Origin of the sequence: Neobacillus soli NBRC 102451 (assembly GCF_001591665.1) — a bacterium.
Lineage (GTDB): Bacteria > Bacillota > Bacilli > Bacillales > Cytobacillaceae > Neobacillus > Neobacillus soli.
Genome location: NZ_BCVI01000065.1, coordinates 12,751 through 35,842 on the forward strand (window position 1 = coordinate 12,751; position 23,092 = coordinate 35,842).

The 23,092-nt window shown below is 33.2% G+C and carries 34 protein-coding genes and 2 pseudogenes; 27 read left to right on the plus strand and 9 right to left on the minus strand.

Annotated elements, in window-relative coordinates; translation table 11 throughout:
* Positions 1–116: 116 nt before the first annotated feature.
* Positions 117–329 carry a helix-turn-helix transcriptional regulator gene (locus BSO02S_RS21945; RefSeq protein ID WP_066072754.1) on the plus strand — a complete coding sequence of 71 codons (213 nt, stop codon included), beginning with the start codon at positions 117–119 and terminating at the stop codon, positions 327–329.
* Between the two features lie 2 nt (positions 330–331).
* Positions 332–742, plus strand: a complete 411-nt coding sequence (locus tag BSO02S_RS21950; RefSeq protein WP_066072756.1) for a hypothetical protein — start codon at positions 332–334, stop codon at positions 740–742.
* Positions 743–885: 143 nt separating this feature from the next.
* On the opposite strand, the gene BSO02S_RS26620 is transcribed toward BSO02S_RS21950, so the two are convergent.
* Together BSO02S_RS26620 and BSO02S_RS21960 are read right to left on the minus strand one after the other, a co-directional pair.
* The gene (locus BSO02S_RS26620; RefSeq protein WP_342351977.1) at positions 886–1,188 is read right to left on the minus strand and encodes a tyrosine-type recombinase/integrase; all 303 of its coding nucleotides are present in this window, start codon (positions 1,186–1,188) and stop codon (positions 886–888) included.
* 471 nt (positions 1,189–1,659) lie between these two features.
* On the minus strand, positions 1,660–2,148 hold the full coding sequence (locus BSO02S_RS21960; RefSeq protein WP_066072760.1) for a pyridoxamine 5'-phosphate oxidase family protein: 489 nt from the start codon (positions 2,146–2,148) through the stop codon (positions 1,660–1,662).
* Between the two features lie 222 nt (positions 2,149–2,370).
* Here BSO02S_RS21960 and BSO02S_RS21965 point away from each other — a divergent pair, with 222 nt between their 5' ends.
* The 7 genes from BSO02S_RS21965 to BSO02S_RS21995 all read left to right on the plus strand — a co-directional run bounded on the left by BSO02S_RS21965 (position 2,371) and on the right by BSO02S_RS21995 (position 6,300).
* Positions 2,371–2,757 (plus strand): DUF5071 domain-containing protein, encoded by a 387-nt coding sequence (locus BSO02S_RS21965; RefSeq protein ID WP_066072762.1) that lies wholly within the window; start codon positions 2,371–2,373, stop codon positions 2,755–2,757.
* Between the two features lie 132 nt (positions 2,758–2,889).
* Positions 2,890–3,087, plus strand: coding sequence for a hypothetical protein (locus BSO02S_RS21970; RefSeq protein ID WP_066072764.1), 198 nt, complete (start codon positions 2,890–2,892; stop codon positions 3,085–3,087).
* Between the two features lie 207 nt (positions 3,088–3,294).
* Entirely contained in the window at positions 3,295–3,786 is a 492-nt protein-coding gene (locus tag BSO02S_RS21975; protein ID WP_066072766.1) for a DinB family protein, read from the plus strand.
* Positions 3,787–4,028: 242 nt separating this feature from the next.
* On the plus strand, positions 4,029–4,694 hold the full coding sequence (locus BSO02S_RS21980) for a hypothetical protein (protein WP_066072767.1): 666 nt from the start codon (positions 4,029–4,031) through the stop codon (positions 4,692–4,694).
* 342 nt (positions 4,695–5,036) lie between these two features.
* Complete coding sequence (locus BSO02S_RS21985; protein ID WP_066072768.1) at positions 5,037–5,618, plus strand: TetR/AcrR family transcriptional regulator; 582 nt, start codon at positions 5,037–5,039, stop codon at positions 5,616–5,618.
* Positions 5,619–5,642: 24 nt separating this feature from the next.
* Complete coding sequence (locus tag BSO02S_RS21990; protein WP_066072770.1) at positions 5,643–5,984, plus strand: DMT family transporter; 342 nt, start codon at positions 5,643–5,645, stop codon at positions 5,982–5,984.
* A 1-nt stretch (position 5,985) separates the two neighbouring features.
* Entirely contained in the window at positions 5,986–6,300 is a 315-nt protein-coding gene (locus tag BSO02S_RS21995; protein ID WP_066072772.1) for a DMT family transporter, read from the plus strand.
* 90 nt (positions 6,301–6,390) lie between these two features.
* On the opposite strand, the gene BSO02S_RS22000 is transcribed toward BSO02S_RS21995, so the two are convergent.
* Positions 6,391–7,116, minus strand: a complete 726-nt coding sequence (locus BSO02S_RS22000) for a DUF421 domain-containing protein (protein WP_066072774.1) — start codon at positions 7,114–7,116, stop codon at positions 6,391–6,393.
* A gap of 139 nt (positions 7,117–7,255) precedes the next feature.
* Between BSO02S_RS22000 and BSO02S_RS26625 the strand changes: the two are divergent.
* Both BSO02S_RS26625 and BSO02S_RS22005 read left to right on the plus strand, forming a co-directional pair.
* A pseudogene (locus BSO02S_RS26625) lies at positions 7,256–7,402 on the plus strand (VOC family protein); the annotation flags it as partial.
* A 215-nt stretch (positions 7,403–7,617) separates the two neighbouring features.
* Positions 7,618–8,175 (plus strand): DUF5412 family protein, encoded by a 558-nt coding sequence (locus BSO02S_RS22005; protein WP_066072776.1) that lies wholly within the window; start codon positions 7,618–7,620, stop codon positions 8,173–8,175.
* Between the two features lie 65 nt (positions 8,176–8,240).
* On the opposite strand, the pseudogene BSO02S_RS28115 reads toward BSO02S_RS22005, so the two are convergent.
* A pseudogene (locus tag BSO02S_RS28115) lies at positions 8,241–8,749 on the minus strand (tyrosine-type recombinase/integrase); the annotation flags it as partial.
* A gap of 244 nt (positions 8,750–8,993) precedes the next feature.
* Between BSO02S_RS28115 and BSO02S_RS22010 the strand changes: the two are divergent.
* From BSO02S_RS22010 to BSO02S_RS22050, 7 genes are all read left to right on the plus strand, one after another.
* On the plus strand, positions 8,994–9,560 hold the full coding sequence (locus BSO02S_RS22010; RefSeq protein WP_066072778.1) for a hypothetical protein: 567 nt from the start codon (positions 8,994–8,996) through the stop codon (positions 9,558–9,560).
* 111 nt (positions 9,561–9,671) lie between these two features.
* Complete coding sequence (locus BSO02S_RS22015) at positions 9,672–9,899, plus strand: hypothetical protein (RefSeq protein WP_066072780.1); 228 nt, start codon at positions 9,672–9,674, stop codon at positions 9,897–9,899.
* A complete protein-coding gene (locus tag BSO02S_RS22020) occupies positions 9,896–10,264 on the plus strand; it encodes a hypothetical protein (protein WP_066072782.1) in 369 nt (122 codons plus the stop codon). Before BSO02S_RS22015 ends, BSO02S_RS22020 begins: the two co-directional genes overlap by 4 nt.
* Before the next feature lie 238 nt (positions 10,265–10,502).
* Positions 10,503–10,967 (plus strand): P-loop nucleotide/nucleoside kinase family protein, encoded by a 465-nt coding sequence (locus BSO02S_RS22025; RefSeq protein WP_084375139.1) that lies wholly within the window; start codon positions 10,503–10,505, stop codon positions 10,965–10,967.
* A 652-nt stretch (positions 10,968–11,619) separates the two neighbouring features.
* Positions 11,620–11,913, plus strand: a complete 294-nt coding sequence (locus BSO02S_RS22035) for a 50S ribosomal protein L7/L12 (protein ID WP_066072788.1) — start codon at positions 11,620–11,622, stop codon at positions 11,911–11,913.
* 684 nt (positions 11,914–12,597) lie between these two features.
* The gene (locus tag BSO02S_RS22045) at positions 12,598–13,017 is read left to right on the plus strand and encodes a GNAT family N-acetyltransferase (RefSeq protein ID WP_066072792.1); all 420 of its coding nucleotides are present in this window, start codon (positions 12,598–12,600) and stop codon (positions 13,015–13,017) included.
* Positions 13,018–13,532: 515 nt separating this feature from the next.
* A complete protein-coding gene (locus BSO02S_RS22050) occupies positions 13,533–14,072 on the plus strand; it encodes a hypothetical protein (protein WP_066072794.1) in 540 nt (179 codons plus the stop codon).
* Positions 14,073–14,284: 212 nt separating this feature from the next.
* Here BSO02S_RS22050 and BSO02S_RS22055 read toward each other — a convergent pair whose 3' ends face one another.
* Both BSO02S_RS22055 and BSO02S_RS22060 read right to left on the minus strand, forming a co-directional pair.
* On the minus strand, positions 14,285–14,677 hold the full coding sequence (locus tag BSO02S_RS22055; RefSeq protein WP_066072796.1) for a hypothetical protein: 393 nt from the start codon (positions 14,675–14,677) through the stop codon (positions 14,285–14,287).
* 186 nt (positions 14,678–14,863) lie between these two features.
* A complete protein-coding gene (locus tag BSO02S_RS22060; protein ID WP_066072799.1) occupies positions 14,864–15,439 on the minus strand; it encodes a dihydrofolate reductase family protein in 576 nt (191 codons plus the stop codon).
* A gap of 561 nt (positions 15,440–16,000) precedes the next feature.
* Between BSO02S_RS22060 and BSO02S_RS22065 the strand changes: the two genes are divergently transcribed.
* Complete coding sequence (locus BSO02S_RS22065) at positions 16,001–16,279, plus strand: DUF2277 domain-containing protein (RefSeq protein WP_066072801.1); 279 nt, start codon at positions 16,001–16,003, stop codon at positions 16,277–16,279.
* Between the two features lie 252 nt (positions 16,280–16,531).
* The gene (locus BSO02S_RS22070; protein ID WP_066072802.1) at positions 16,532–16,831 is read left to right on the plus strand and encodes a hypothetical protein; all 300 of its coding nucleotides are present in this window, start codon (positions 16,532–16,534) and stop codon (positions 16,829–16,831) included.
* Between the two features lie 299 nt (positions 16,832–17,130).
* Here the strand turns inward: BSO02S_RS22070 and BSO02S_RS22080 are convergent, their stop codons facing one another.
* A complete protein-coding gene (locus tag BSO02S_RS22080; RefSeq protein ID WP_066072806.1) occupies positions 17,131–17,343 on the minus strand; it encodes a hypothetical protein in 213 nt (70 codons plus the stop codon).
* A gap of 172 nt (positions 17,344–17,515) precedes the next feature.
* Here BSO02S_RS22080 and BSO02S_RS22085 point away from each other — a divergent pair, with 172 nt between their 5' ends.
* The 4 genes from BSO02S_RS22085 to BSO02S_RS22100 all read left to right on the plus strand — a co-directional run bounded on the left by BSO02S_RS22085 (position 17,516) and on the right by BSO02S_RS22100 (position 19,396).
* The gene (locus BSO02S_RS22085) at positions 17,516–17,857 is read left to right on the plus strand and encodes a hypothetical protein (protein ID WP_169802785.1); all 342 of its coding nucleotides are present in this window, start codon (positions 17,516–17,518) and stop codon (positions 17,855–17,857) included.
* Positions 17,858–18,088: 231 nt separating this feature from the next.
* Entirely contained in the window at positions 18,089–18,313 is a 225-nt protein-coding gene (locus tag BSO02S_RS22090; protein WP_066072810.1) for a cyclase, read from the plus strand.
* Between the two features lie 165 nt (positions 18,314–18,478).
* Complete coding sequence (locus BSO02S_RS22095; protein ID WP_066072812.1) at positions 18,479–18,910, plus strand: hypothetical protein; 432 nt, start codon at positions 18,479–18,481, stop codon at positions 18,908–18,910.
* A 123-nt stretch (positions 18,911–19,033) separates the two neighbouring features.
* Complete coding sequence (locus tag BSO02S_RS22100) at positions 19,034–19,396, plus strand: hypothetical protein (RefSeq protein WP_066072814.1); 363 nt, start codon at positions 19,034–19,036, stop codon at positions 19,394–19,396.
* A 72-nt stretch (positions 19,397–19,468) separates the two neighbouring features.
* On the opposite strand, the gene BSO02S_RS22105 is transcribed toward BSO02S_RS22100, so the two are convergent.
* Complete coding sequence (locus tag BSO02S_RS22105; RefSeq protein ID WP_066072816.1) at positions 19,469–20,308, minus strand: tyrosine-type recombinase/integrase; 840 nt, start codon at positions 20,306–20,308, stop codon at positions 19,469–19,471.
* 211 nt (positions 20,309–20,519) lie between these two features.
* Here BSO02S_RS22105 and BSO02S_RS22110 point away from each other — a divergent pair, with 211 nt between their 5' ends.
* Both BSO02S_RS22110 and BSO02S_RS22115 read left to right on the plus strand, forming a co-directional pair.
* On the plus strand, positions 20,520–20,915 hold the full coding sequence (locus tag BSO02S_RS22110) for a hypothetical protein (protein ID WP_066072818.1): 396 nt from the start codon (positions 20,520–20,522) through the stop codon (positions 20,913–20,915).
* A 278-nt stretch (positions 20,916–21,193) separates the two neighbouring features.
* Positions 21,194–21,682 (plus strand): hypothetical protein, encoded by a 489-nt coding sequence (locus BSO02S_RS22115; RefSeq protein ID WP_007085799.1) that lies wholly within the window; start codon positions 21,194–21,196, stop codon positions 21,680–21,682.
* Between the two features lie 386 nt (positions 21,683–22,068).
* On the opposite strand, the gene BSO02S_RS22120 is transcribed toward BSO02S_RS22115, so the two are convergent.
* Entirely contained in the window at positions 22,069–22,425 is a 357-nt protein-coding gene (locus BSO02S_RS22120) for a winged helix-turn-helix transcriptional regulator (protein WP_007085798.1), read from the minus strand.
* Positions 22,426–22,601: 176 nt separating this feature from the next.
* Here BSO02S_RS22120 and BSO02S_RS22125 point away from each other — a divergent pair, with 176 nt between their 5' ends.
* Positions 22,602–22,931: a putative quinol monooxygenase gene (locus BSO02S_RS22125; RefSeq protein WP_007085797.1), complete on the plus strand. Its 330-nt coding sequence runs from the start codon at positions 22,602–22,604 to the stop codon at positions 22,929–22,931.
* The last annotated feature ends 161 nt before the right edge of the window (positions 22,932–23,092 follow it).

A 23,092-nucleotide genomic window follows, 5' to 3' on the forward strand; every position in this document is an offset into this window, starting at 1 on the left:
GTTGAAGAAGAAAAGGAAAAGGTTACAACTAAACGTAAAGATATCTTTACATTTAGTTGTAATTTTTTTATAATCTTATGTAAAGATATCTTTACTTCCTGTTTGGAGGGTTTTTAATGAAGGTGGTAAATCATATTAAGGAAATTCGACAGAAAAAGGGCATAACACAAGTCAAAATGGCAGAAGACTTACAAATTACACGTCAAACAGTAAATGCAATTGAGAAGAATAAGTATAATCCAAGTTTGGAATTGGCACTAAAATTAATACAGTATTTTGATGTGCCAATTGAAGAATTATTTTATTTAGAGAAACCAGAGGGGGAATAGCTATGAACAACCGAAAGTTACAAATCACTATTTGGTCTGTTGTAATTGGATCTATGATTATAGGTGGCTTTTTAGGTGTGTATCTCATAGGAAAAGAAACTGGTGAATACAACTACGAAATGGCTATCGCTATTATAGGGGGGACAGTCTTAGGATTTATTTTCTATCTGCTTATTTCTATGTGGAATAAAAAAAGAAATGGAAATGTTCCAGATGTTGATGAAAGAAGTATTTTACTAATGAAACGTTATCTAATGTGTGTACTTTATGTTGTTCTTTTGGGTAGTGGAGCTGTTTTATTAATTCTATATTCAATGGGTGTTCATTTTATTGAAACAGGTATGTTGATCGTATGTATGATGGGATTATATATGTTAATTGGCTTAGGTGCTGTTATTACAAAGCAATTATAAAATGTTATTAAGCTAACTGGTGCAAGAGTTTAAGAATGGGAATGCTGCGGAAATCCTTTTTCTTGTTCAACTAAAAGGGGCAATAGTAAAAAAAGGCAGCGTTAAACCCTTCGCATTTTTCACTCTAATTCTAAAAGTATTTTCTATAAAAATTCTCTTTTAATGATTCCACTTAACTGAGCATAAATCCTAGTGGCCTCGCTTTTTTCGTGTCCTAGTAAACTTTGAATGACATCGAGAGGAGCTCCGTTTTTCAATAGGGGTGTGGCATAGCTGTGGCGTAGTTGGTGTGGGTGGATTAACAAAGAAAAAGTTAGCTTTGAAAAAATATTCAAGACAAAACTAAAATGGAGTAACTTTATGACCACAAAAAAACTCGCGATTTCTGCATTTACTGCTGTAATTCTTATCATTGTTATTCGTGCGATACTTCGTGGTAATGGCATTCACAATTTCCTTAGCGACAATTCAATTGGTGGATTCTTATTATGTTGGGTCGCTTTTTCATTGATTTCATTATTTTTTAGAAGGCAGTCAGATAAATAAGACATATATATTAGATAAATCAATTAATTGGTAGCTTTACCTTAACAACAATGGGGGCTGTTTTTCGGCAGTTCTTTTTCATTATCGAAGGTAGTCACTTCTCTCAGTATTTAAAGAAATTTAATACTAAATTAAAAATCAGGAAGGAAAAAAGGACAATACCTAAATGAAAGTATTATCCTTTCTTTTTTCATAATCGAAATGATTTTGCTTATTAATTCTTTTTAATCTGAAGAAACTTATTTCACTAACAAAAGTAGAACAAATTGCTCTTTCAGTATTAATCCAGAGATTAATGTAGTTACAAATGGATCAACATAACCCAACAAAGCAAAATGATTTGTCCTATAACCAGACAACCCTTTTTGCTGTTATTTATTCAATTCAACCGTTTCATTAATATCTGTAGATTTAGAACTCTGCCCTGTCATGCGTTTATATAGAAAGGCGATTTTCTTCGTAAAATTACCGGTTTCCCAATACTCGGCTGCTTCCGCTTTTACCTTTATCAAGATAACGTTAGGATCATCATAGGAAGTTTGCATAAATTTCTCATATGCTTTGCTCCACAATTCCTTTTTCTTGTCTAAATCATCAACGATTTCTGCTCTTCCACGGACGGAAACATAGGATTTACCTGCATAAGCCACATTAACATCTTGATCATGTAAAATTTCTTCATATTTATTAGTCTCTTTTTTAGTGAAAAACCATAAATCACCATCAAACTCTACTTCTTGTGTTTTCATAGGACGAGAAACAAGCCCTTCTTCAGTTACCGTAGTCAGCATGGCCGTGTCTACGTCTTTGATTAACTCTCTTAATGTTTCCATTTCTTCTTGTTTCATCATGTTAGACATTTCCATCACCTCATTTATGTTTATAGAGGTAATCTACCCTTTACACCAACTTTTATTCAGATATGGCAGATTACTAAACTAACTATAAGAACTAAAGAGTCAGCATTCAGGTAATAAGCATTTAGTTAATAAAAGAACAGTAAAAAAGGATAACTTTGTGAAGAAATATACTTAAACTATCGGGGGCTTTACTACAAAAGAATGTTAATGGAGGTGATGAATATGGAAAATTTTTACGAAATACTGCCCAAAGACAAATTTGATATTGAATCAGTAGAAAAAATAAGAAAGCTTAGTCGTGTAGAAATTATATCTCTTTTTCCAAACCTTCTTGAATGGATTCAGGATATGAATTGGGTAATTGCTCCAAAGGTTGCCGAACTGCTTTTGGATTTCCCAAATGAATTAGTCCTTCTAATAAGAAATGTGTTTGAAACTGAAGACAATGTATGGAAATTCTGGTGTTTAGAAGTTTTGGTTAAATATCTTCCGACTGAATCAAAAATGGTATTAAGGAACGACTTGATACGATTAGCAAAAACCCCTTCTGAAGAAGAGAAATTAGAGGAAGTTGACGTTATTGCTAAGGAGATTTTAGAACAGCTATGATTTTACTAACTGGGTGCATTGATCCAAGAAGGATTAACCACCTTTTTTGTTGAAGTTATTAAGCTAACAAACAGGATATTTCATTAAGAAATTTTAAATCATAGATAAGGAATATGGGGAGGTTGGAATCATTTGAGATGGTTTTTTGCTATTCCATTTATTTTTCTTGGAGCTTTCTTATGGTCATTAACCATTGACCAAATGGGAATTAAGGGTCATATCATTATGAAAATTATAGGGTTTGGGTGTTTTATTCTTGCTAGTGTTTTTGTTAGAGGAAAGAAAAAAACAATCAATTATTTTAAACAAACGGGTGAGATTCTTCAATAAATGATGGATCACTTTTTCCTAATTCAAGTAACGAAGCAGAATAGTTGAAAAATGATTAATACGATAACCTAATCTTTAAGATGGTGAAATAATGGAACAAGTAATAAAAGAAATTCTGTCTAGAGGAATACTCTTTAACTGATACGAATCTATTGTATGGTAAGCAATATTAAATTCAATCTAGGATTAAATTGGAGGGAATAGAAAATGGATGTAAAGACACTTTTGTTACAGCAATGGGCAAGCTGCTTAGATGAAGAAGACTGGTTTCCACCACTTGAAAAAGTGCTAGAGGATATTACTTTTGAACAGGCGATTTGGAAACCAGTTGAGGGGGCAATGAATTCCATTTGGGAATTAGTTTGTCATTTACTTTTCTATGAAAAGAGATTTCTGATGCGATTTCTTGGTGAAACAGCGAATGAACCACAGGCAGAAAATAATGATTCTACATTTCGATTACCAACTGAGACTTTAGAAAATTGGAAGGAAACAAAACAAGAATACTTTTATGTTCATCGTGAACTTGAAAAAATACTAGCAAAAGCAGAACATGATGATTTGTATAGACAGATCCCTGGAGAAAGATCATTAGTGCTTGAACTGAAGAGTTTAGCATTGCACGACGCATATCATATTGGGCAAATTGTATCCCTAAGTAAAATGCAAGGAGCTTGGGCAGGGAAACGCAGCTTTTAAAAAAGCTTCATTAGCTTTTTAGTTATTCTATTATAGGGGGCTTTAATGGAATAAGAACGGGAACATCCAAATCGGACGTTCCCATATTTTATACCTGAAAAACAAAAATCGAACCATTTTCTTGTATAAGGAAAGGAATAATATGGAGTGACTCCAATATTTAATTATTTCAGGAACAGTGTGAAATTTGAAATATAATAGGAATTAGTAAATTAGATTAAATGAAGCAGGGGGTGTAAACGATGATTCGAAAAAGAACTTTACATATTCTAAATGGGCAAGCTATGTATAATTTTTTTAAAAGGACAAATTTTCTTGAACAAGAATTGATGGTCCCATTTAACGAGGCTATGTGTTATGGAAAAACGTATAATGATCTATTTTCAAATGAGTTTACTGAAATACGAGCTAAGGTTCATCACGTATCTCCAGTGCAATATAGTGAAACCATACTAAAACCATTGGTGCCACTCTTTAGTGAAAAATTCACTCATATAGCTTTATGGTTTGATGCTGATATGTTTTGTCAAATCAATATACTATCCCTTTTAGCTTGGTTAGACCAAGCAGAGCATACAGATGCTATTGATCTTTATATAGTCGGTGATCAATTTAAACCTATGAGTCATTTTACCTTAAAAGCGAAGGGTTATTATGCTATTTACAAACAAGTGTTGATTGATAAAAAGATGCCTGAAAATATCTATCCAGATCCTTTAAAGAAGGGGGTTGAGCTATATTTGAATTACCTAAATAAAGACAGTGATCTTATGATGTATATTTACAAGTATAAAGATGTTCCAGAAGAAGAACTTATGTTAGCATTACTAAAAAATTTTAAACATTATGGGTTAGGAGATACACAATATTTCGAAATAATAAAATCTCTTCGCCAAAAACATCAATAAGATTTATTTCCTTTATTCGTAGGATTTATAATAATAAATTTGAGTTTGTATGTTCCTACCTATTTAATAATCCTTTAGAGGAATTACTAAATTCCGTTTATCAGTTAGTAACGAATCTGGCTGATTTTTTGTTGAAATCCTTATTGAGCTATCGGTTAGTTTAAAAAGGATAAGTCGAAAATGTGCATTGATCCATGCTGGATTGAGCACTTTTTTTATTTTTAATAAACAACATGTTTCGTTAAAGAAGAATTGTTTCTAATATTAATGAAAAAATAATATTTGACTTGGGAAAGGGTAAGTGTTAAATTTACCTTACGACCGTTCGGAAGGGTGAATGATATGACAGCAGAACAAATAAAAGAAGTTTCTTTAAAGCACTTCGCAAATAATGGATATGAAGGTGCATCATTGGCACATATTGCCGAGGATGTAGGGATAAAAAAGCAGTCAATTTATACTCATTTCAAAGGGAAAGATGAACTGTTTATCCAGCTATGCAGGGATGCGAGTGAAAATGAAATAAAATCTGTTATTAATTTTATAGAGTCTAATCAGACTCGACCCATCAAGGAGTTCTTATACGATTTTCTATTGCGAAGCATAGACCGCTATGGAAAGAATGTTTCATATAAATTTTGGACTCGTACTTCTTTTTTTCCACCGAATCATCTCAATGAGTCGGTGATGAATTTGGTTAACCAATATCTTGATAAGTTAGAAGAGCTATTTATTCCGATCCTTAAAAAGGCTTTGGCGGAAGGAGCAATTAGTTCAATTATTGGTGAAAAACGAGCAACTGCTGCATTCTTAGGGATGTTAGATGGAATATTGGTTGAAATGGTATATGGAGGTCCAGAACGCCTAACGAAGAGATTGGATGCTTCTTGGTATGTTTTTTGGCACGGTCTTTCAAAGGAGTAATAATATTTATGGGAGGAAAAAACGATGAATCGAAATTGGGTATTAGTCCTACTGGCTGGATTTATAGAGGTTTTGTGGGCAATAGGATTGAAGCATGCTAGTAACTGGCTTACTTGGGCTGGTATTGCTCTACTTATATATATTTCATTTATTTTACTATTAAAGGCAATAAAAAGTTTACCTGTTGCTACAGTTTACGCAATCTTTACTGGAATAGGAACGGCTGGGACCGTTGTGGTGGAGATGGTGGTATTTGGAGTTGCCTTTAGTTGGATGAAAGTATTTTTTATTCTCTTACTTCTATCTGGTGTTATAGGTTTAAAACTTGTCACAAATGAAACTAGTAAGAAAGAGGGTGCAGTGTAAAATGGCTTGGGTGTATCTCATTCTAGCAGGAACCCTTGAAGTAGTTGGGGTTACAGGAATGAATAAAGTAGCTAAAAACAATAATTTACAAGCATATATGGTATTGCTCCTTGGATTTATATTTAGTTTTAGTTTTCTAGGCTTAGCTATGAAGACCATCCCCGCTGGAACAGCCTATGCCGTTTGGACTGGGATAGGAACAGTTGGTGGAACGCTAGTTGGAATGCTTTTCTATGGAGAAGCAAAAGAATGGAGACGGATATTATTTATAGGTCTGATATTAGTAGCAGTTATTGGACTGAAAACAACTACGTAGATTTCTATTTACAAGACAATGATTATTACCTTATATTGATAAAGCAGTGGATAAAAAAGCATTTATTATCGGCTGCTTTATTTATTTTAATCAAATAGAAGGTATTGATTTGCCCTGAGTTTCTTTATTGGTACTGTTTATTTTAGATATATACAGTTTTTTAGTATTATCTAACCCAGCATAAAAAACCTCTGAACAATCTTTGATATTTTGTTTATTAAGTTCAGATGTTAGCCATTCTTTATCTAGTCCAGCACTTGTTAAGTTTTCCTCCATTATCGTTCCATCAATGATTATATCTTTTTCAAAACCTGAACTTGTTGTTTGAATGTTCATATGATAAGGAGTAAGTGGTTTTTTATCTGGTTTGGGTAATACAGATAATTTACCATCTGTTTCCATTATAGCGAATTCTACGTCCGCCACATTGAAAGTATCCTTTTCTCTTAATTTCATCTTTAATTCATTTATGGTCAATTTCACTTTCCTCATATTTTCATCCACAATGGTTCCATTTTCAATCAAAGTAATCGGTTCGGAATTGATTAGCTTCCTTATTGTGATATTTTTCAAGCTTAAATATCCAGTGAACACAGTCAAAATGGCAAATAATATTAAGGCAGTAGTACCTGATAGTGTTGCAAATTGCTTATCAATAATAGCATTTGTGACTAATGAACCCATTGAAACCCCCATAATAAAATCAAAAAAATTCATTTGTGAAATAAGTTTTGTTCCTATTCTTCGGGTTAAGAATAATGCTAAAACGTATATTCCAATACCTTTTAGAATTGTACTGAGGAAAATATTTCCCATATATGTACTACCTTCCTTTTATCTTAGTATCATCTATAGATAGTAGTATTAGAAGGGAGTTAACTGGATATTCATTTATCAACCGATATTTTATTTTACTTAAATCAGGGAAATACAGACTAATGGCGGGAGTACCACTGAATTAGAAAATTGGAATGGGACTATTATCAAACCCTATTCAGGAAATGAAACTATCTTTTTTTTCTTTACTGAAGATGATAGCTATTTCCCAACAGAACAGCAAGTGATGGTAAATTTCCAAGTTTATAATCTAAACGAGACAGTGTTTACCTTCAAAAATGAATTATGTGCTTGTTCAACTATGGAATGCATTCCTTTAACAAGGGATATATTTTTTTTATGGAAGTAAAGTGGCAGGTTTGTTCAATAACTATTGCTTATTTATGGTAATAATATTATAATGTCTCCATACATAGAATGTCTATATACATAAAATATCTAAGTATAAAAAATTTAATCTGTAATTGGAAATGGGGGATTATGATTTTAATTTTATTTGGTTTCTTGATTTCTTTCATTACCGTTATATTATTATTGATTTTATGTGCAAAGATAATAATTTCTTTCATTAAAAAGAAACCTTTTCCTAAAAAGTTACTGATTTCATCGTTGTCTGGGGTTGTTCTGGTATCTTCAATCTATATATATGAAATGTACTTTTTTACATTTAGTGATATTGATAGAGGATTTATCCAAAAGGGTCCTGGACCTGTAATATCCCCCACTGAAGAATACACAGCTAATGCTTATTATGAACCATATGGTGGTGCAGCAGGCGGTGTTAACGTATGGGTTGAAATCACAAACATTAATGAGGAAAATAAAGTTCAAACTGTTTATTATAGCGATGCAAAAAGTAATTTTTCTATGGAATGGATGGATGAAGATACGCTGTACATTCTAAATGACGAGCCCAATTATCCAAATTCAAATAGAAGTATCGAATTAGAAATCGGTAAAGAAATTTATCACGAAAATGGTTTGGCTTGTAAAAGTTTGTTAATGAAAGACGAATATGAGACTTGCTACCAAAACTAATACTTATTGCATTAACGGGTGCGATAGTGAAAAGGCAGCGGCGGATTGCTTTTTGCCATAGATTTTTAAAAATATTTTCTGTAAAATTCACTTCTAACGCTTCCACTTAGCTGAGCATAAATTCTGGTGGTCTCGCTTTTTTCGTGTCCCAGTAAACTTTGATTAACATCAATGGGAGATCCGTTGTTCAATAGGTGTGTGGCATAGCTGGTGTGGATGAATTTCTTTGTTGATCCCTGCCCGACTTGATATTCGTTTTATGAAATCTCTCATTTGTTTAATACTCATTCTATGTGGGTGCCTTCAGTAACAAAAATTGCTGGGTCTTTATCCTGACGAAAATCTAAGTATCATTTCAGCCAAATTTCACAACGTATATTAAAATAGACCTCCCCTTCTTTATCCCCCTTTCCTGGACAATGGTAGAGCGATTTGCCCAATTGATACAATTCTTTTCGAGAGAAACTATTTCACCAATTCTACAACCTGTGGAAAACATAAATTCAAATAATGCCTTTTTCATTGGAGTAAAACACGCTTCCCTTAAATGCTCAATTTCTCTCTCTGCTAGGTATCCATTCAACTGATCGGTGGTTACTGATTCAATACTCACATCGTTTATGTGATGGATGAGTAACTTAGATTGGAGCCTATTAGAGGAATTATTGCCTTGAATATAGAAATGAAGATGTTAGATATTGAAGTAACGGTCAGCATTCCTGTAATGAAGTAGGAGAAGGAGCTTTTGTTATTTGTTGAGAATTTAAAAAAGAGTTAATGCTAATTTAATGCATATATTGACGGAGGGGAGCCAGACAGTGAATAAATCAGCAATTGAATGTATAGATGAAATGGTATTTATGGATAGAATTAATCTATTTGAAAAACCTGATGTTATTCTTTATCATCCAGGTCACTTTCCAGAGCTAAATGAACAATTATTGGATTACTATGAGAAATCTGGAGCAAATTTAATTATGATTCCCGAAGTTTTTAATGATTTTTTAAAATGTAGTGAATTTGATTTTTATTCCCCACTTTTAATAAAAAAAGGTATCGAAAAGAAAAAACTAATGCCAATTCCTACTAGTAACGGTATAAAAGGGGTGGACGGTGTAATTCAATCAGCATTTAGTTTTCTCAACACCACCAGTAATAAAAATATCTTATTGGCTGGAAAATCATTCTTTTGTAAACGATTCTATTTCTTGGCTTCTATCTATGCAAATGACGATAAGGTTTTAGATGTATTACCACTACAAGATAATAGAGATATAATACCTACCAAATGGACACAAAGTGAGAAGGGTAGAGCAAGGATATTAAACGAAATTGAACAATATGCAAATATTATAAAAGAAAAAACGAGTGCTTTGCTTTTATGAGGTGGGAAGAAATTTCTCTTATTCGGGTAACGGGAGTTTAGCTTAATAAAGAGAAGTATTCCACATGTAATAGAAATATTATTATTGAGCCAAAATTGGTGGGTGAAATTAGTGAATTTAATGAAATTAAATATTCGACAATCAATTTTTGTCATATTTCTAATAATAATTTTGTTGCCTTTATTGGGCTATTTTGTAACGATATACACGGGAAGTACGGTTTATATTCCATTTATAGCTATTGCTATTTCATTGGTTGGATGTTTAATAGCAACTACATATAAGGGGCAGAAGCGTTTAATAAGAGATAATGAAAACAGGGGGGCAGAAAAAGTATGAAAATCAAAAATATTATCATCGCAGTATCTGTTTTATTGAATGTTGTATTAGGTTTTCTATTCTATAATGAGACTACAAAAGAAGGTCCCGTTGATGTTGGACTATCGTTTAAAGAAGCAGTTAGAATTGAAAATTATGAACTTGCTAAAACACTTATGGCAGAAGGCAGAAAAGAACTTATATCAGAGGAAACATTAAAGAAAGTAAATGAAATTATGAGTGCTGGTACAAGCTTTAAAACTTATGAATTTTTAGAATTTGATAATGGAGAAATGGTATTACTTAACTTAACACCAGATGCAAAATATGAAATACAAGATGTTGCAATTGTTCCTAATGACCTAAAATCATTCTTCAAAAGATAGACATTCTTATTGCGTTAACGGGTAGCTTGAGTTTAAGAACACCAGCAGCTGCTTTGGCGGCTTTTTTGCTTGTTCCGCTAACGGGGTAGGTTAGTGACAGAAGGAATCTTATAAGAGAGCACAGAATACCTATAATAATTATGGGAATGGATTATTAAAAGGGGGAAAATGGGTGCTTGAAAGAACTGTCTTAGAAAAACTTAATCGTGAAAGAGATGACTTAAACCCTTTAGTTGTAATGATGTGTGGAATAGCAGGTTCTGGAAAAACTACCTTCTCACAAAAGTTAGAAAAGGCTGGGTTTGTACGTCTTTCTATAGATGAAGAAGTCTGGTCTACTAATGGTCGATACGGAATAGATTATCCAATTGAAAAATATAGAGGGTATTTGGATAAAGCACATTTAAGATTGCGTGATAAACTAGTAAAGTTAATTCTTAATAAGCAACAAGTAGTGGTTGACTCTAGTTTTTGGAGACAGTCTGAAAGGGTTGAATATAAGCATCTAATTGAAAATGCTGGAGGTAAATGGCGTCTTATTTATTTGAAAGTTAATCCTAATGAGTTGCATGAACGTCTAAAGATAAGAAGTAATCGGTTTGATGCAAATGCTGCTTTTCCAATAACAGAGGAAATATTAACTTCCTTCCTTAATGGATTCGAGGTTCCGATAGGAGAAGGAGAAATTGTAATTGAATTTTAAGAAGAGCTTTCCTTTTCATTAGGCAAAAAGTAAAATCTTTAAAAGCTTTTATCGTTTCAAAGTATCGGGTGTAATTAAGCCAAGAGAATTAAAGCACTTTCTTTGCAGGTATAGGGGCGGGTAATTTTAAATGAAAAAAATATAGTTTTGTGCAATAATCAGGTTAGTTTTATTAAAACTCATTAGGTTCTGGGGGATAAGTTTTTGAAACGATTTTTACGATTCTCCTCATTTTTCTTAGTTTTTTTTATTGGAAATTTGATTGTAAACATATTATTTAAACATAATTGGAATGTTGATACAGCCTTTTCTGTCGCTTTTGGTACCTCTTTGGGAATCGCAATTGTGGATTATTATATAACTAAGAAATTGAAGAAAAAGTAACTTTTACATAGTTCCTTATTAAACAAACAAATGCTTGAGTTTAAGAGCACCAGCAGCTGTTTCGGCGGCTTTTTTGCTTGTTCCACTAACCGGGCAGATTGTGTAAAAATATTTAACTAATATTAGGTTGCTTGTTTCATAGTAACACATTTTTTGTTGAATTTATTGAACTACAGGGGCAGTTTTCTTGAAGAAGGGTTTTCATTTATGACGAATTAGCATAGAGAATTATTATTAATATTTCTGATTAAAATGGAGGAGACAAAAGATGAATGAGAACATTATTTGGATTATTGTAGGAATATTATTGGCAAGTAAAGTAATTGATAGTAGTCTTTTACGAAGTGAAATTGCACGATTAAACTTAACTCTTGATAAAATAGCTAAGCATATTGGAGTATTCGATGCAGTAACACAAGAGATAAATGAAGAATTAAAGAGTCTTATTGTAGAAGGTAAAAGAATTAAAGCGATTAAAAGATATAGAATGGTTACTGGATTTGGTTTAAAGGAATCCAAAGAATACATTGATTCCTTAATTAATAATGATACAAATAAGTGAAAAGTTTAGATTTAATGAAATTTTCTATTGAGGTAACGGCAATTTACTCTCTTTAATTTGTAGTGATGATTGTGAAACGATGTACTTAAGCTAACGGGGGACTTACTTTAAGATCAGGCTGCCATATTGGCGGCCTTTCTTATCTAATAAAATGCGTTCTTGAATAAAAAGGGAATTTCGCTTTATCTGTCGAATATTAGCAAAAAAGAGGTGGGCAATTCAAATTTTATCTTCAATTAAATGTGTGAAGTATTGTTAAATAAGAATGTAGGGTGGTGTGAATTTGAATTCCTTTATAATGTTGCTTTCTTTATTGGCTTCTACAATTGCATCTGTTTTGGTATTAAAAAAGAGAAACAACAAATGGTTAGGTTTGATATCGGCATTTTGTATAAATACACTTATTTTAGTAGTAACAATGTGGGTTTTATACAGTTTTGACGAGGAAGTAAGAGTGTTTGGCTATGGTTATCATTTTAGTCATTTTGTGTTGATACAATCTATCCCTATAATAACTTTGATTAACTTTTTAATTCTTAAATTTGTAAAAAGTAGAAGAATAACAATAAAAGATTAAGTTACTATCTTATTCTAGTAAAGGGCAGGTTGCACAGGAAGAGGAGTAAATAAAACGATGTCGAATACATATTTATTGGTGAAATTTGAGGCATTGGGGGAAACATTTTGAAAGAATATAAGATTGAAAATAATATTCCGACATTGGAAGAATACAAATATTTGTGTGAGTCTGTGGGATGGACCAAATATATGAATTTTGAAGTGGTGGAAACATCACTAAGGAATTCTATTCACTGCATCACAGTCAAGGATAATGAACAAATTGTGGGTATGGGAAGAATTGTTGGCGATGGGGCTATTTATTTCTATATCCAAGATATAGTGGTTCATCCAGATTATCAGAAAAATGGTATTGGAAATGAAATAATGAATCTTTTGGTTGAATACTTAAATACAAATGCCCCAGATAAGGCGTTTGTTGGTTTGTTTGCATCACAAGGCAAAGAATCGTTTTATGAGAGATATGATTTTAAAGACTACTCCCCCAATATGACAGGGATGTTTACTGTAATTTCAAAAAAATAGACATAATCGATTTAAAATTACGTTGGTTTGTTAAGTGGATTTGATTTGGCTAAATTAACATATGCAAGAGTTGACACATATAATATTATTTTTTAAAAAATTAGTAGAAGTACTAGTTGGGCCTGTTATTCTCTGAAAAGGACATATGGAAGATTAATGATATTGCTTACGAAGTGAATAGACAAAAAATTTTTATGGTTACTTTATTCTGCTGTTAGCAGATCTATATATCTGCTTGTTTCTAAGTTGCGTAAGAGAATGAAATTTTGGAAAGCACTCTTAGAAAGTAATATTGTTGCTGGATTACTGCCTTTATACACTATTATTAACTCAATAAATAGGATACAAAATCTAATTTACTGATTACTCAATTAATAGATGCGATTGTTCTATATGAGGAGTCGCTTTTTCACTAACTGGAAGGTTAGTTGAAGAAGTGGATATTGTAAGGGCTTCCGAAAGGAGCGGGGGAGTGCTGATTTTTCTAGAATAAAGATATGAGGGGGGATTAGTTTATGGTAATTAAGAATAAAAAAATTCTTTATGTTGGTTTAGTAATCATAGCACTTATTCTAATAACATTCATATTAAACGCTACGAAGAGAGAGTATGGTAATGATGAAGAATCCATCTTTAAGGTGATCAGATCAATTGACGGCTATAACTCTCAACCTATACAAATATTAAAAATTAAGGATATAAAAAATGAACGGGTTGTTCCATTTTTAATAAATAATAATCCTGGTTATATTCAGTTTACCAAGAATAAAAGAGGGAACTTTGAATGGAAACATATTGAGAAGACGGAAAATCAGTCTTTTGCTTCGTTCCTGGTCAATCTCCAAGGTGAGGAGTTACCTAATTTAAAGTTTTTGTTCGTGACTAATGAAGATAATGAGATTGCAAAAGTAGAATTAGACGTGAACGGTCAAGTCTTTAAAAAGGAATTTAAAGTACACGAAAGTTTAGTAGCGTGGATCGATTTGCCTAAACATAAATCTGCGGAATATAAATATAAGTATTATGATGAAAATGGAAATTTAATCGAAGAATAGAAAAAGATTTATAGGCTTTATTTATACAAAGGACATCATTGGTTTTTGAACTAACGGGGCAGTTTGATTTAAGTGTAATAATTCACAATCTGTATTATTAAATGTCCTTTTCCTCCACACAAAAAGACTCCCACCACATGAAAAAGGAGAATGAATTCATTATGGAATCATCCCCTCAAATAGTTTGAATATGCTTATACTTATATTACACATCAATGACTCGCTAAACGTTTTTCAAAATCCGCCTTAAACAACAGAATAGCATCAATATTTACAGCAAAATCATGGTCACTGATATTAAAATTACTTATAAACTCGTCAGATCTCTCACGAACCATAATTGTCGGACGGATATTGTCTCCAATAGCGTCCTTAGTTACAGCACTTCCATAGAAATACCAGTTAGTTTGAGTAGGCGCATTTGCTGCATTCTTAGATAAGTCATTTTTTATAAATTCGCATAATTGATCCATAAAATCTTCATTAAGCTTAATGGTTTTTCCATGGTGACCATCAACAGATATATCAGCATATCCATACCAAATATTCCTGCTTGTAAGCTTTCCGTCTTTTGAAGTGTATGTTTCATCAAACAAAATCTTCATTTCATACCCTCCGTTAGTATAAAATTTTTTCACACTATTATACACCAATTAGAAAATGTAAAATAGCTTGCTGTTAGTCTCACTATACTTGTAAGAGTTAGGCAAGCTAACTTCATGGTAGGGTTCCTCCTAAAGTTGTGAGTTAGAGTGGTGTCTATCTGACGTAATCTGCTTTAGGAGACAAGGTCATCTCACCGTCTGGTAAACGAGGGCTATGGCTCCAGAATCAAATGTCTTGTTTTCGATAAGTTTAAGATTAATCTTTTCCTTGTGACCTTGGAATAACGGCAACCCGCTGCCGATCAGGACGGGAGAAACCGTAATTTTATACTCATCTATTAAATCAAGCTGCATAAGGTAGTGTGCTAACCTAGGACTGCCAAGGATGACCATATCCTTGCCTGGCTGCTGTTTGAGGTTTTTGATCTCTTCCTCGACATCTTCTTTCACCAGTCTCGAATTATTCCATTCGGCTTTCTCCAGCGTCGTGGAAAAAACGATTTTGGCTGTATTCTCGATCCACTCGGCATGATTCCGTTCATACTGCGAAGCTGATGGGTCCGAAGGCACAGATGGCCAGTAACTGTGCATCATCTGATAAGTCCCACGTCCCCAAATGACAGTGTCGGCAGTACTCAGAATTTCTTTCGCGTGTTTCTCCAAGTCAGCATCGTAGGAAACCCAGCCGATGTCCATTTCACCATTCGGACCTTCTACAAAACCGTCAAGCGATGCGTGCAGAAATAGAACGAGTTTTCTCATTTTTAGTTCTCCTTTGTACATGAGGGATATTTTTTCCATACCTCTTACCTTCAATGTAAGTATAACCAATTTTTTATAAATTTGGGCAAAAAAGTTCTATAAGTTACACTAAAAATAAAAAACAGGCATTGCCTGTTTTATGCTTTTGTCCAATATTCCATACTGTTCGATTTCATACTAACGCGTTCTTCATTTCAAGGAGTGCAGCCGTATCGTCTTTTTGCCATAAAAAAAGAATCACTCTCCTCGGGGAATTGTTTTATTATTTATGCTATTCCCAATTCTAGTGTCAACCACTTTATCAAAAATATTTGATTTATTTTTCAGACGGAAATAAAATGGGAAGAGCAAATCATATTTAAGCCAAGTTTTTGAAGGATTACACTTAAACAAACGGGGGCGTTACTTGAAGATCCGAAGATGCAAGTAAGGCTGCTTTTTTTATCGAACAAACGGAGGTCTTGCTTGTAGTATAGTAAGCTGTCAAAAATGGCAGCTGTTCTTCTTTAAAGGGACAGGTTACATAAAGAAGGGAAATTTTTTAACAAAAAGGAGTAATTTATGTGCCGGAACATTAGAACATTATTTAACTTCGACCCACCAGCTACCGAAGAAGAGATTCATGCAGCATCTCTTCAGTACGTCAGAAAGATAACGGGTTATAACAAGCCCTCAAAGGCGAATGAGGAGGCGTTTATTCGTGCAGTCAATGAGATTGCAATGGTTTCTAGAGAACTATTGAACACTTTGGAAACGAGTACCGAGCCACGGAATCGTGAGGTCGAAGCTGAGCGTGCTCGTACTAGAGCAGCTAAAAGGTATGGAACAAAAGAGGACTAAAGAATAGAAAAAAAATGAAAGCTTTTTTGGATCTTTCATTATTCCGCAATCGGGCGCAATTCTACAGTAAGAATTGTGCTCTTTCTTTATGTTAAGGGCCAGATTGTTGAGGAACGTATTCAATAAAGAAATAAATATTAATGTTGAAATATAGAGTAAAGATTGTGGAAGTTTTCACTTAAACTAACGGCAGGTTAGTGCAATAAGGTTATTAATCTGGTTCAAGGGAGATAAATTAATGGAGGTGATAAAGTGGAAACCAATATTTTATTTTATAAAATTAAAAAGGGTACAGTTTCAACTGAGGATTATGTAAATTGGTCTCACATTTTATTAGAAAAAGATGTATCGTCACCATCCATAAATATTATCTCTTCATTTTCATTCGATGATAATATATTTGAAGTCGAATTGTATTTTAAAAGAGCATTAGATGAATTGGTATTAAAGGAGCCAACCTTTGGGATATGTGCAAGAGCCTACATAGATCTTTTAGCAAATAGAATAATAAAAGCTAATAACCATAAAGAAATTTTCAATTTAGTAATATGATTTTTCAAGTTGTTGCTATTGAGTTAGAAAATGCAGATGGTCTGTATGCTTGGTTTGAAATTAGTGAATTGATTGATAGGCTTGATTATGATGATAAATCTTTTGTGTTGAATGAAGAGGATATAATATCAAGGATAAAGAATGAAGTTGAAATCTTACTAAGATTAAATCATTAACATTTCTTATGGTGCTAGCAGGTGCTTTAGTTGAAGAAAGCCACTGATTTTTTATCAGTGGATTTTTTGTTTGTTTAATGGAAGACCTTTACGATGAACTATTTATTCAATCACGGCGGAATTCTAGTTACTTAATTCCATTAATAATTCATGGACAGCGTGTTGTCCAAAATCCTTTGGCTTATCCAAAAGTATCCCTCTTCTTGACGCAGCTGCAATTATTAGTCCTAATTCATAGTACATATTTTTAGAAACTAATCCTTTTGAAATCATTTTCTTCACTTCATAATAAAATTGAATCAAAAAATCATTTGGTAATTTTTCATACAAAGACATTTTTGAAAACACCCACTATTCCTACTGTTCTAATATGAATAATACCAATTAAAACTGAAATTGGAAAGAGTATTTCTCCAGATTTGTTTTGAAAACCCAGTTAAAACCATATTTAAAACCATATGGTTTACTCGTTGGGTTGCAGCATTTAATTAATACCATGGGACTCATTATGTTTCTTGGCTTATTTGGCTATTATATTGGCGGCTTTTCCTTCGAAAAAGTACGAGGCTTGGACATCCCAAATTCCTATACGAAAGAATGGGCTGGTCTGATAGGGCAAAACTTTAACGAATTTATACGGGCTCCGTGGATTGCATTGTCACCGCTACTTTGCTACTTTTTCATAATCATCATAATAAATATGATTAAAAAAGAACTGGAAGCAACAATGGATACGAATTTATTAGGCTTTGATTATAAAAAGAAGAGAACAGCTAAAAGGACAACTAAAAATGAAGTCAATAAAGCTCCCATTTCTACTGATTTTAACATAATAGAAAACAGACGGTGAATAGGGATAAAACAGTCACAAAGATTGGGACAAATGGAAAGATTTCTTATTATGAACAATTGAAGAAATTTTTATTAAACTAATGGAGGCTTTAGTTAAACACTTCGGTTGCTGTGGCAGCCCTTTTTCTTATTCCACTAACGTGGCAGGTTAATTCAGGAGGTTATTGTTTCATTCGACTAGAATATGAATATAATAATCAACCCAAAACTAACATAAGGTGGATTCAAAATGGATAAAAGAGTTCAATTCGACTTTGAAATCGAGTTTACTAATGGTGGTGGAATACAAGGGCAGGATTTTCGTCTTGATATTGTTGGAGATGACATTTCTGACGAAGAGTTAGCTAAGTATATCGTAGAGGATATGAGGTTGCTAATGGTTGGTGAAGTTAGGATACTTAACAAAAAAATAATTAATGAAAATCATAAGCGAATACCTGCTGATGAGAAATAATAAAAGTTTATTTTACGGCACTTCAATTTTAAGCTGCCTAATGAGGTGGCTTTTCTTCTTAGACTAACGGGCAGGTTAGCTTAATAAAATCTATAGGTATCATTTGTTTCTATGGTAAAATAAGGATAGGGGAATTATCAAAAATTTAATATAAGGGGCATAATTATGACCGTAAAAAAATGGACTATTTTATCTTCAATCGCTCTGTTAATATTAATTTCTTTTGTGTATTATAAACAAACTTACTTACCAATTTGGGGATTTCATCTTTCTAAAAAAGAATTAAAAGATGTAATTTTTCAAACTGATAAACATTCCTATCTTATTACAGACAAAAAAATGGTTTTAAAAATTGCGGAAAATGTTTCAAAATGGAAAAAGTATTCAAAAATTGAATCATTCCCTCCTCAAGCTAAGCCTGAAAAATACAAAAAACTTTTAATCCAAACAGCAGATAATATTACTTATGGCGGAAGTATATGGGTTACAGAAAATAATGCTTTATTAGATAGTAATGGCTACTATTGGGATTTGAATTACGAAGAATTAAGTAATAAGTTAAATGAGTCACTTAAGAATGCCACCATATTGAACTAACGGGTGCTTGAGTTTAAGATCAAGCTGCCATTTTTGGTGGCTTTCTTCTTGTGCTAACGGAGCAGGTTAATGGAATAACGGAATTATCGTTTAGGAAGAATAATCCTGAGGTGATAATAGTTCGTGAAAAAAATTGGCATATTGTTTGTTGGCTTACTCTTGGTGGGATGGAATAGAGGGTTTTCAAAAAATGAATTGCTCGAAGAAACTTTATATGCAAGATACCATTCTTATCTCGACCAAAAATATTCAGATTTTATATTGTGTCCAAGAATAGAAATCGAAAGAATAGAAGGCAATACTCGCAGACATATTGTTTATGCAAGTGCATTGAATTATGGTTCGCATCATGGCGACGTTCCCTACGAAAGAATTCATTTCACATTAACAGATACTCCAGATAAGGGTGTTGAAATCAAAAAGGTTAGAATACAAAAGGCGATTTCTGAAAAGGAAAGTCAAAAACAGTGTAGAAATAGAAACTAAAAAATTTTCTTCAACTAACGGGTGCAATAGTGAAAAGGGCAGCGTAATTCCGTTGCCTTTCTCACTACATCTTTAAAAATACTTTCTATAAAATTCTCTTCTAATGCTGCCACTTAACTGGGCATAAATCCTAGTGGTCTCGCTTTTTTCATGCCATAGTAGACTTTGAATAACATCAATAGGAGCTCCGTTGTTTAAAAGGTGGGTTGCATAGCTATGGCGTAGTTGATGTGGATGGATTTCTTTGTTGATCCCTGCTCGATTTGATATTCGCTTTATGATGTACCTCATCTGTCCAATACTCATTCTATGTGGGTACCGTTCAGTAACAAAAATAGCGGGATCTTTATCCTGGCGAAGGTCTAAATATCGCTTGAGCCAGATTTCACACCGTATATTAAAGTAGACCTCCCTTTCCTTATCACCCTTCCCAAGCACAATTGCAGAACGATTGGACCAATTAATACGATTTTTATCAAGAGAAACAATTTCGCCTATTCTACATCCTGTTGAAAACATAAATTCAAATAATGCCTTTTCCAAAGGAGTAAAACACGCTTCCCTCAAATGTTCAATTTCTCTCTCTGTCAAAAACTTTGGAATCCGTTTTCCTTGTTTAGGTTCTTTGATTTTGGCAGCTGGATTTTTGGGTATATGCCCTTCCTCGTGTGACCAACGAAATATCGATTTAATGAATCGAATTCGGTGAGCCAAACTTGACGGCTTTAAGTGTTCACTGGATTTTGCTAAATACCTTTTCAGTTGATCTGTCGTTAATGATCCAATATCCACATCGCTAAAGTGTTGAATAAGTAGCTTAGATTGTAATCTATATGCTTTTAATGTCTGTGGAGAAAATCCTTCAATTCTTTTATCCGATTCATATAATTCCCAGGCTTTTGATAATAACAAAATAATTCCTCCTTATCGGTTATATTAGAGGAATTATTGCCTTGATTATAGAAATGGAAACATTAGGTATTGAAGTAACGGGGCAGGTTAGTGAAAGAAGGAAATATCAGTAATTAGGTAGAACTTATTAGTAAATAATCACTATTCGTGGTGCTTACCCCTATTTGAAATAACTGATATTTTTTATTACAAAGTAAGGGAAGGTTTTTTAATGAAAGAATTATTAATCCAAATAGCAGCTATCATCGTGGCAGCTGTATCTGGTGGTATTGCTCTGTTTCAATTCTTACTCTTTTTTGGGTTGCCATTAGCGGAATATAGCTGGGGTGGAAAATATCAAGGAGTGTTACCGAAGAAAATGAGAATCATGAGCTTGCCATCAGCATTATTATTACTCTTTTTTGGTTTCATTTTCTTAATTCATTCAAAAGTTCTATCAGTGGGTATCCATTTACCAACAAAAATTTTTGTAATAATGATTACTATTTTCATGGGATTAAATACATTAGGAAATTTAGTTTCAAAAAGTAACAAAGAGAGATTGGTAATGACTCCTTTGGCAGGTATAACATTTTTATCATGCTTACTTGTACTCATATATAGTTAATAAATTGGATTCTCATACTTTGTGAAAGAAAGGGAATCAATATGCTCTTCTTTAACTAGGGGCTTTTGCGGAAGAACAGGGCTGCCGAAACTGGCAGCTTTACTTATTGAAGTAACGGGGCAGGATAGTTGAATAAGGTTAGTCATGATTAGGAGTATTTTACTTTGAATATTGAACTAGTTGAAATAAATAGAAAGTAGTTTATTCGAAAGCGAAAAGGACTATTATTTGGTATTATATACCTTGACTACTATCGATAATAAATCAGAGGAGAATAGATGAGACAATTTTTTAAAGATAATAAGTGGATTATTCCTATTTCATTATTGATTGTATTAATCCCTGTGGGTCTAAATATCTTTTATATATATGGTGATTTAAATACAGGTAAGGATTTAGGTAATGCCGAATGGTTGGCGTTTTGGGGGAGTTATCTTGGAGGGGCAGCAACCTTAATCGCAGTGTGCTTAACATTAAGCCAAAATATGAAGGTTATTAAACAAAATGAAAAGATTTTTATTCAGAATCAAGAAAATTTAAAATTTCAAGAAGAGCGCTCAAGGATAGCTCTTATGCCGTATATAGAAGTAATGGTATCTCTTGATGAAGATATGAGTTTGCATAAAACAAAACTTCATCCTCCTAATGGTTTTATAATCTTAAAAAACAAAAATGATGCCATAAGATTTAGTTCTGATTTCCCCGAAAAGTATCATCAAACTATTGAACAGTTATGTGAATGGGGAGAAAAAAACCGTAATAATTAACTTCTTTTGTATAGATAATGAGAACCCATTTGGAAACAGAGTGAGATTAATTCAGTATTTTATATTAGAGAACAGAAAACAGTTACCTAATTGGTAACTGTTTTCTGTTCTAATAGTCGTGCCAGTAATCCTGTAGTAAAAAGTAAAGAAGTTCTACTTATGTTACAACAGGGCAGAATCCCTATAATAAATGGGTTAGCGTCAGGAAAATTCGGATTTCAACGTAAGTAGATTCCAAGGACGCTACCCCCGTCTTTAACTACATTAAGGAAGCTTTAATGGTCTTAAAGAATCAGTCGAGGCCATCTACTTCGAATTAAAATGGCCAAATCTTAGTACAACAATAAAATACCTTACATATAAGGTGTTATAAGCTGGTTTCCTCATTAAGAAGCCTCTTCTGGTTGTGCGATTTCAAATTCACCTTCTGCATACTCTTGCTCCGCATAATGGCTTCCCCATTGACAGAGCTCCTGCAAGATAGGTTTAAGAGATTCTCCAAGTTCAGTGGATGAATATTCAACCTTCGGTGGTACTTGATTATACATCTTTCTGCTCACAAGTCCACTGTCTTCAAGCTCTCTAAGTGTTTGAATCAGCATTTTCTGAGTTATATTTGGGACAATGCGCTTTAATTCACTCGTTCTCTTTGGTCCATTCATTAAAAAGTATAATACAAGACCTTTCCATTTTCCGCCAATAACTTCCTTTGTCACTTCAAAACCACAACTAAATTTTTTCAAGTCTAAACCTCTCCATTCCACATTTATTACTTTTTAGTTACTATATCACAAAAAAGTGGGTACTTCCGTTAATGTGCTTACTGAAGGATACTATATCTTGTAAGTTGTTCTTCAAGTACTTGGGGAATGGTGTAACGGAATCGCCGCAAAATATAAAATTTATAGGAGGAGTCAATATGACCAATCAACAAGTTCAACTCAATATTCGTTTTAAGGCTAAACCAGGGAAGAAAGAAGAATTCCGCAAGGAGCTATCTTCCCTTATTGAGGAGATGTCATCCGAGAAGGCATTCATTAGCGCCATTGTATCGGACGATCTGGATCAGCCGGATGACTTGATCATTTATGAAACATGGCAAGGCACGAGAGATAGCTGGCTTGCGGAAGAATTTATTAAACCATACCGCAAGAATTACGAAGGAACACTGGGCGATTTAATTGTGGATAGAAGCGTCAGCTGGTTGCAACCGAAGGGCGAATGGGGAAGTCATATAACGAATGCGTGATGACGTTGAATCTTTAATCATTTAACCGAAGAAGGCAAACGCCTTGAAAGTGTGGTTATCCCTATTCTTAGGGATAACCATAAAACCGTATTGAATGGAATAACGGATGAACAATCCGAAGTGTTACATAATTTAATTTCAAAAATTATTACCAATACATC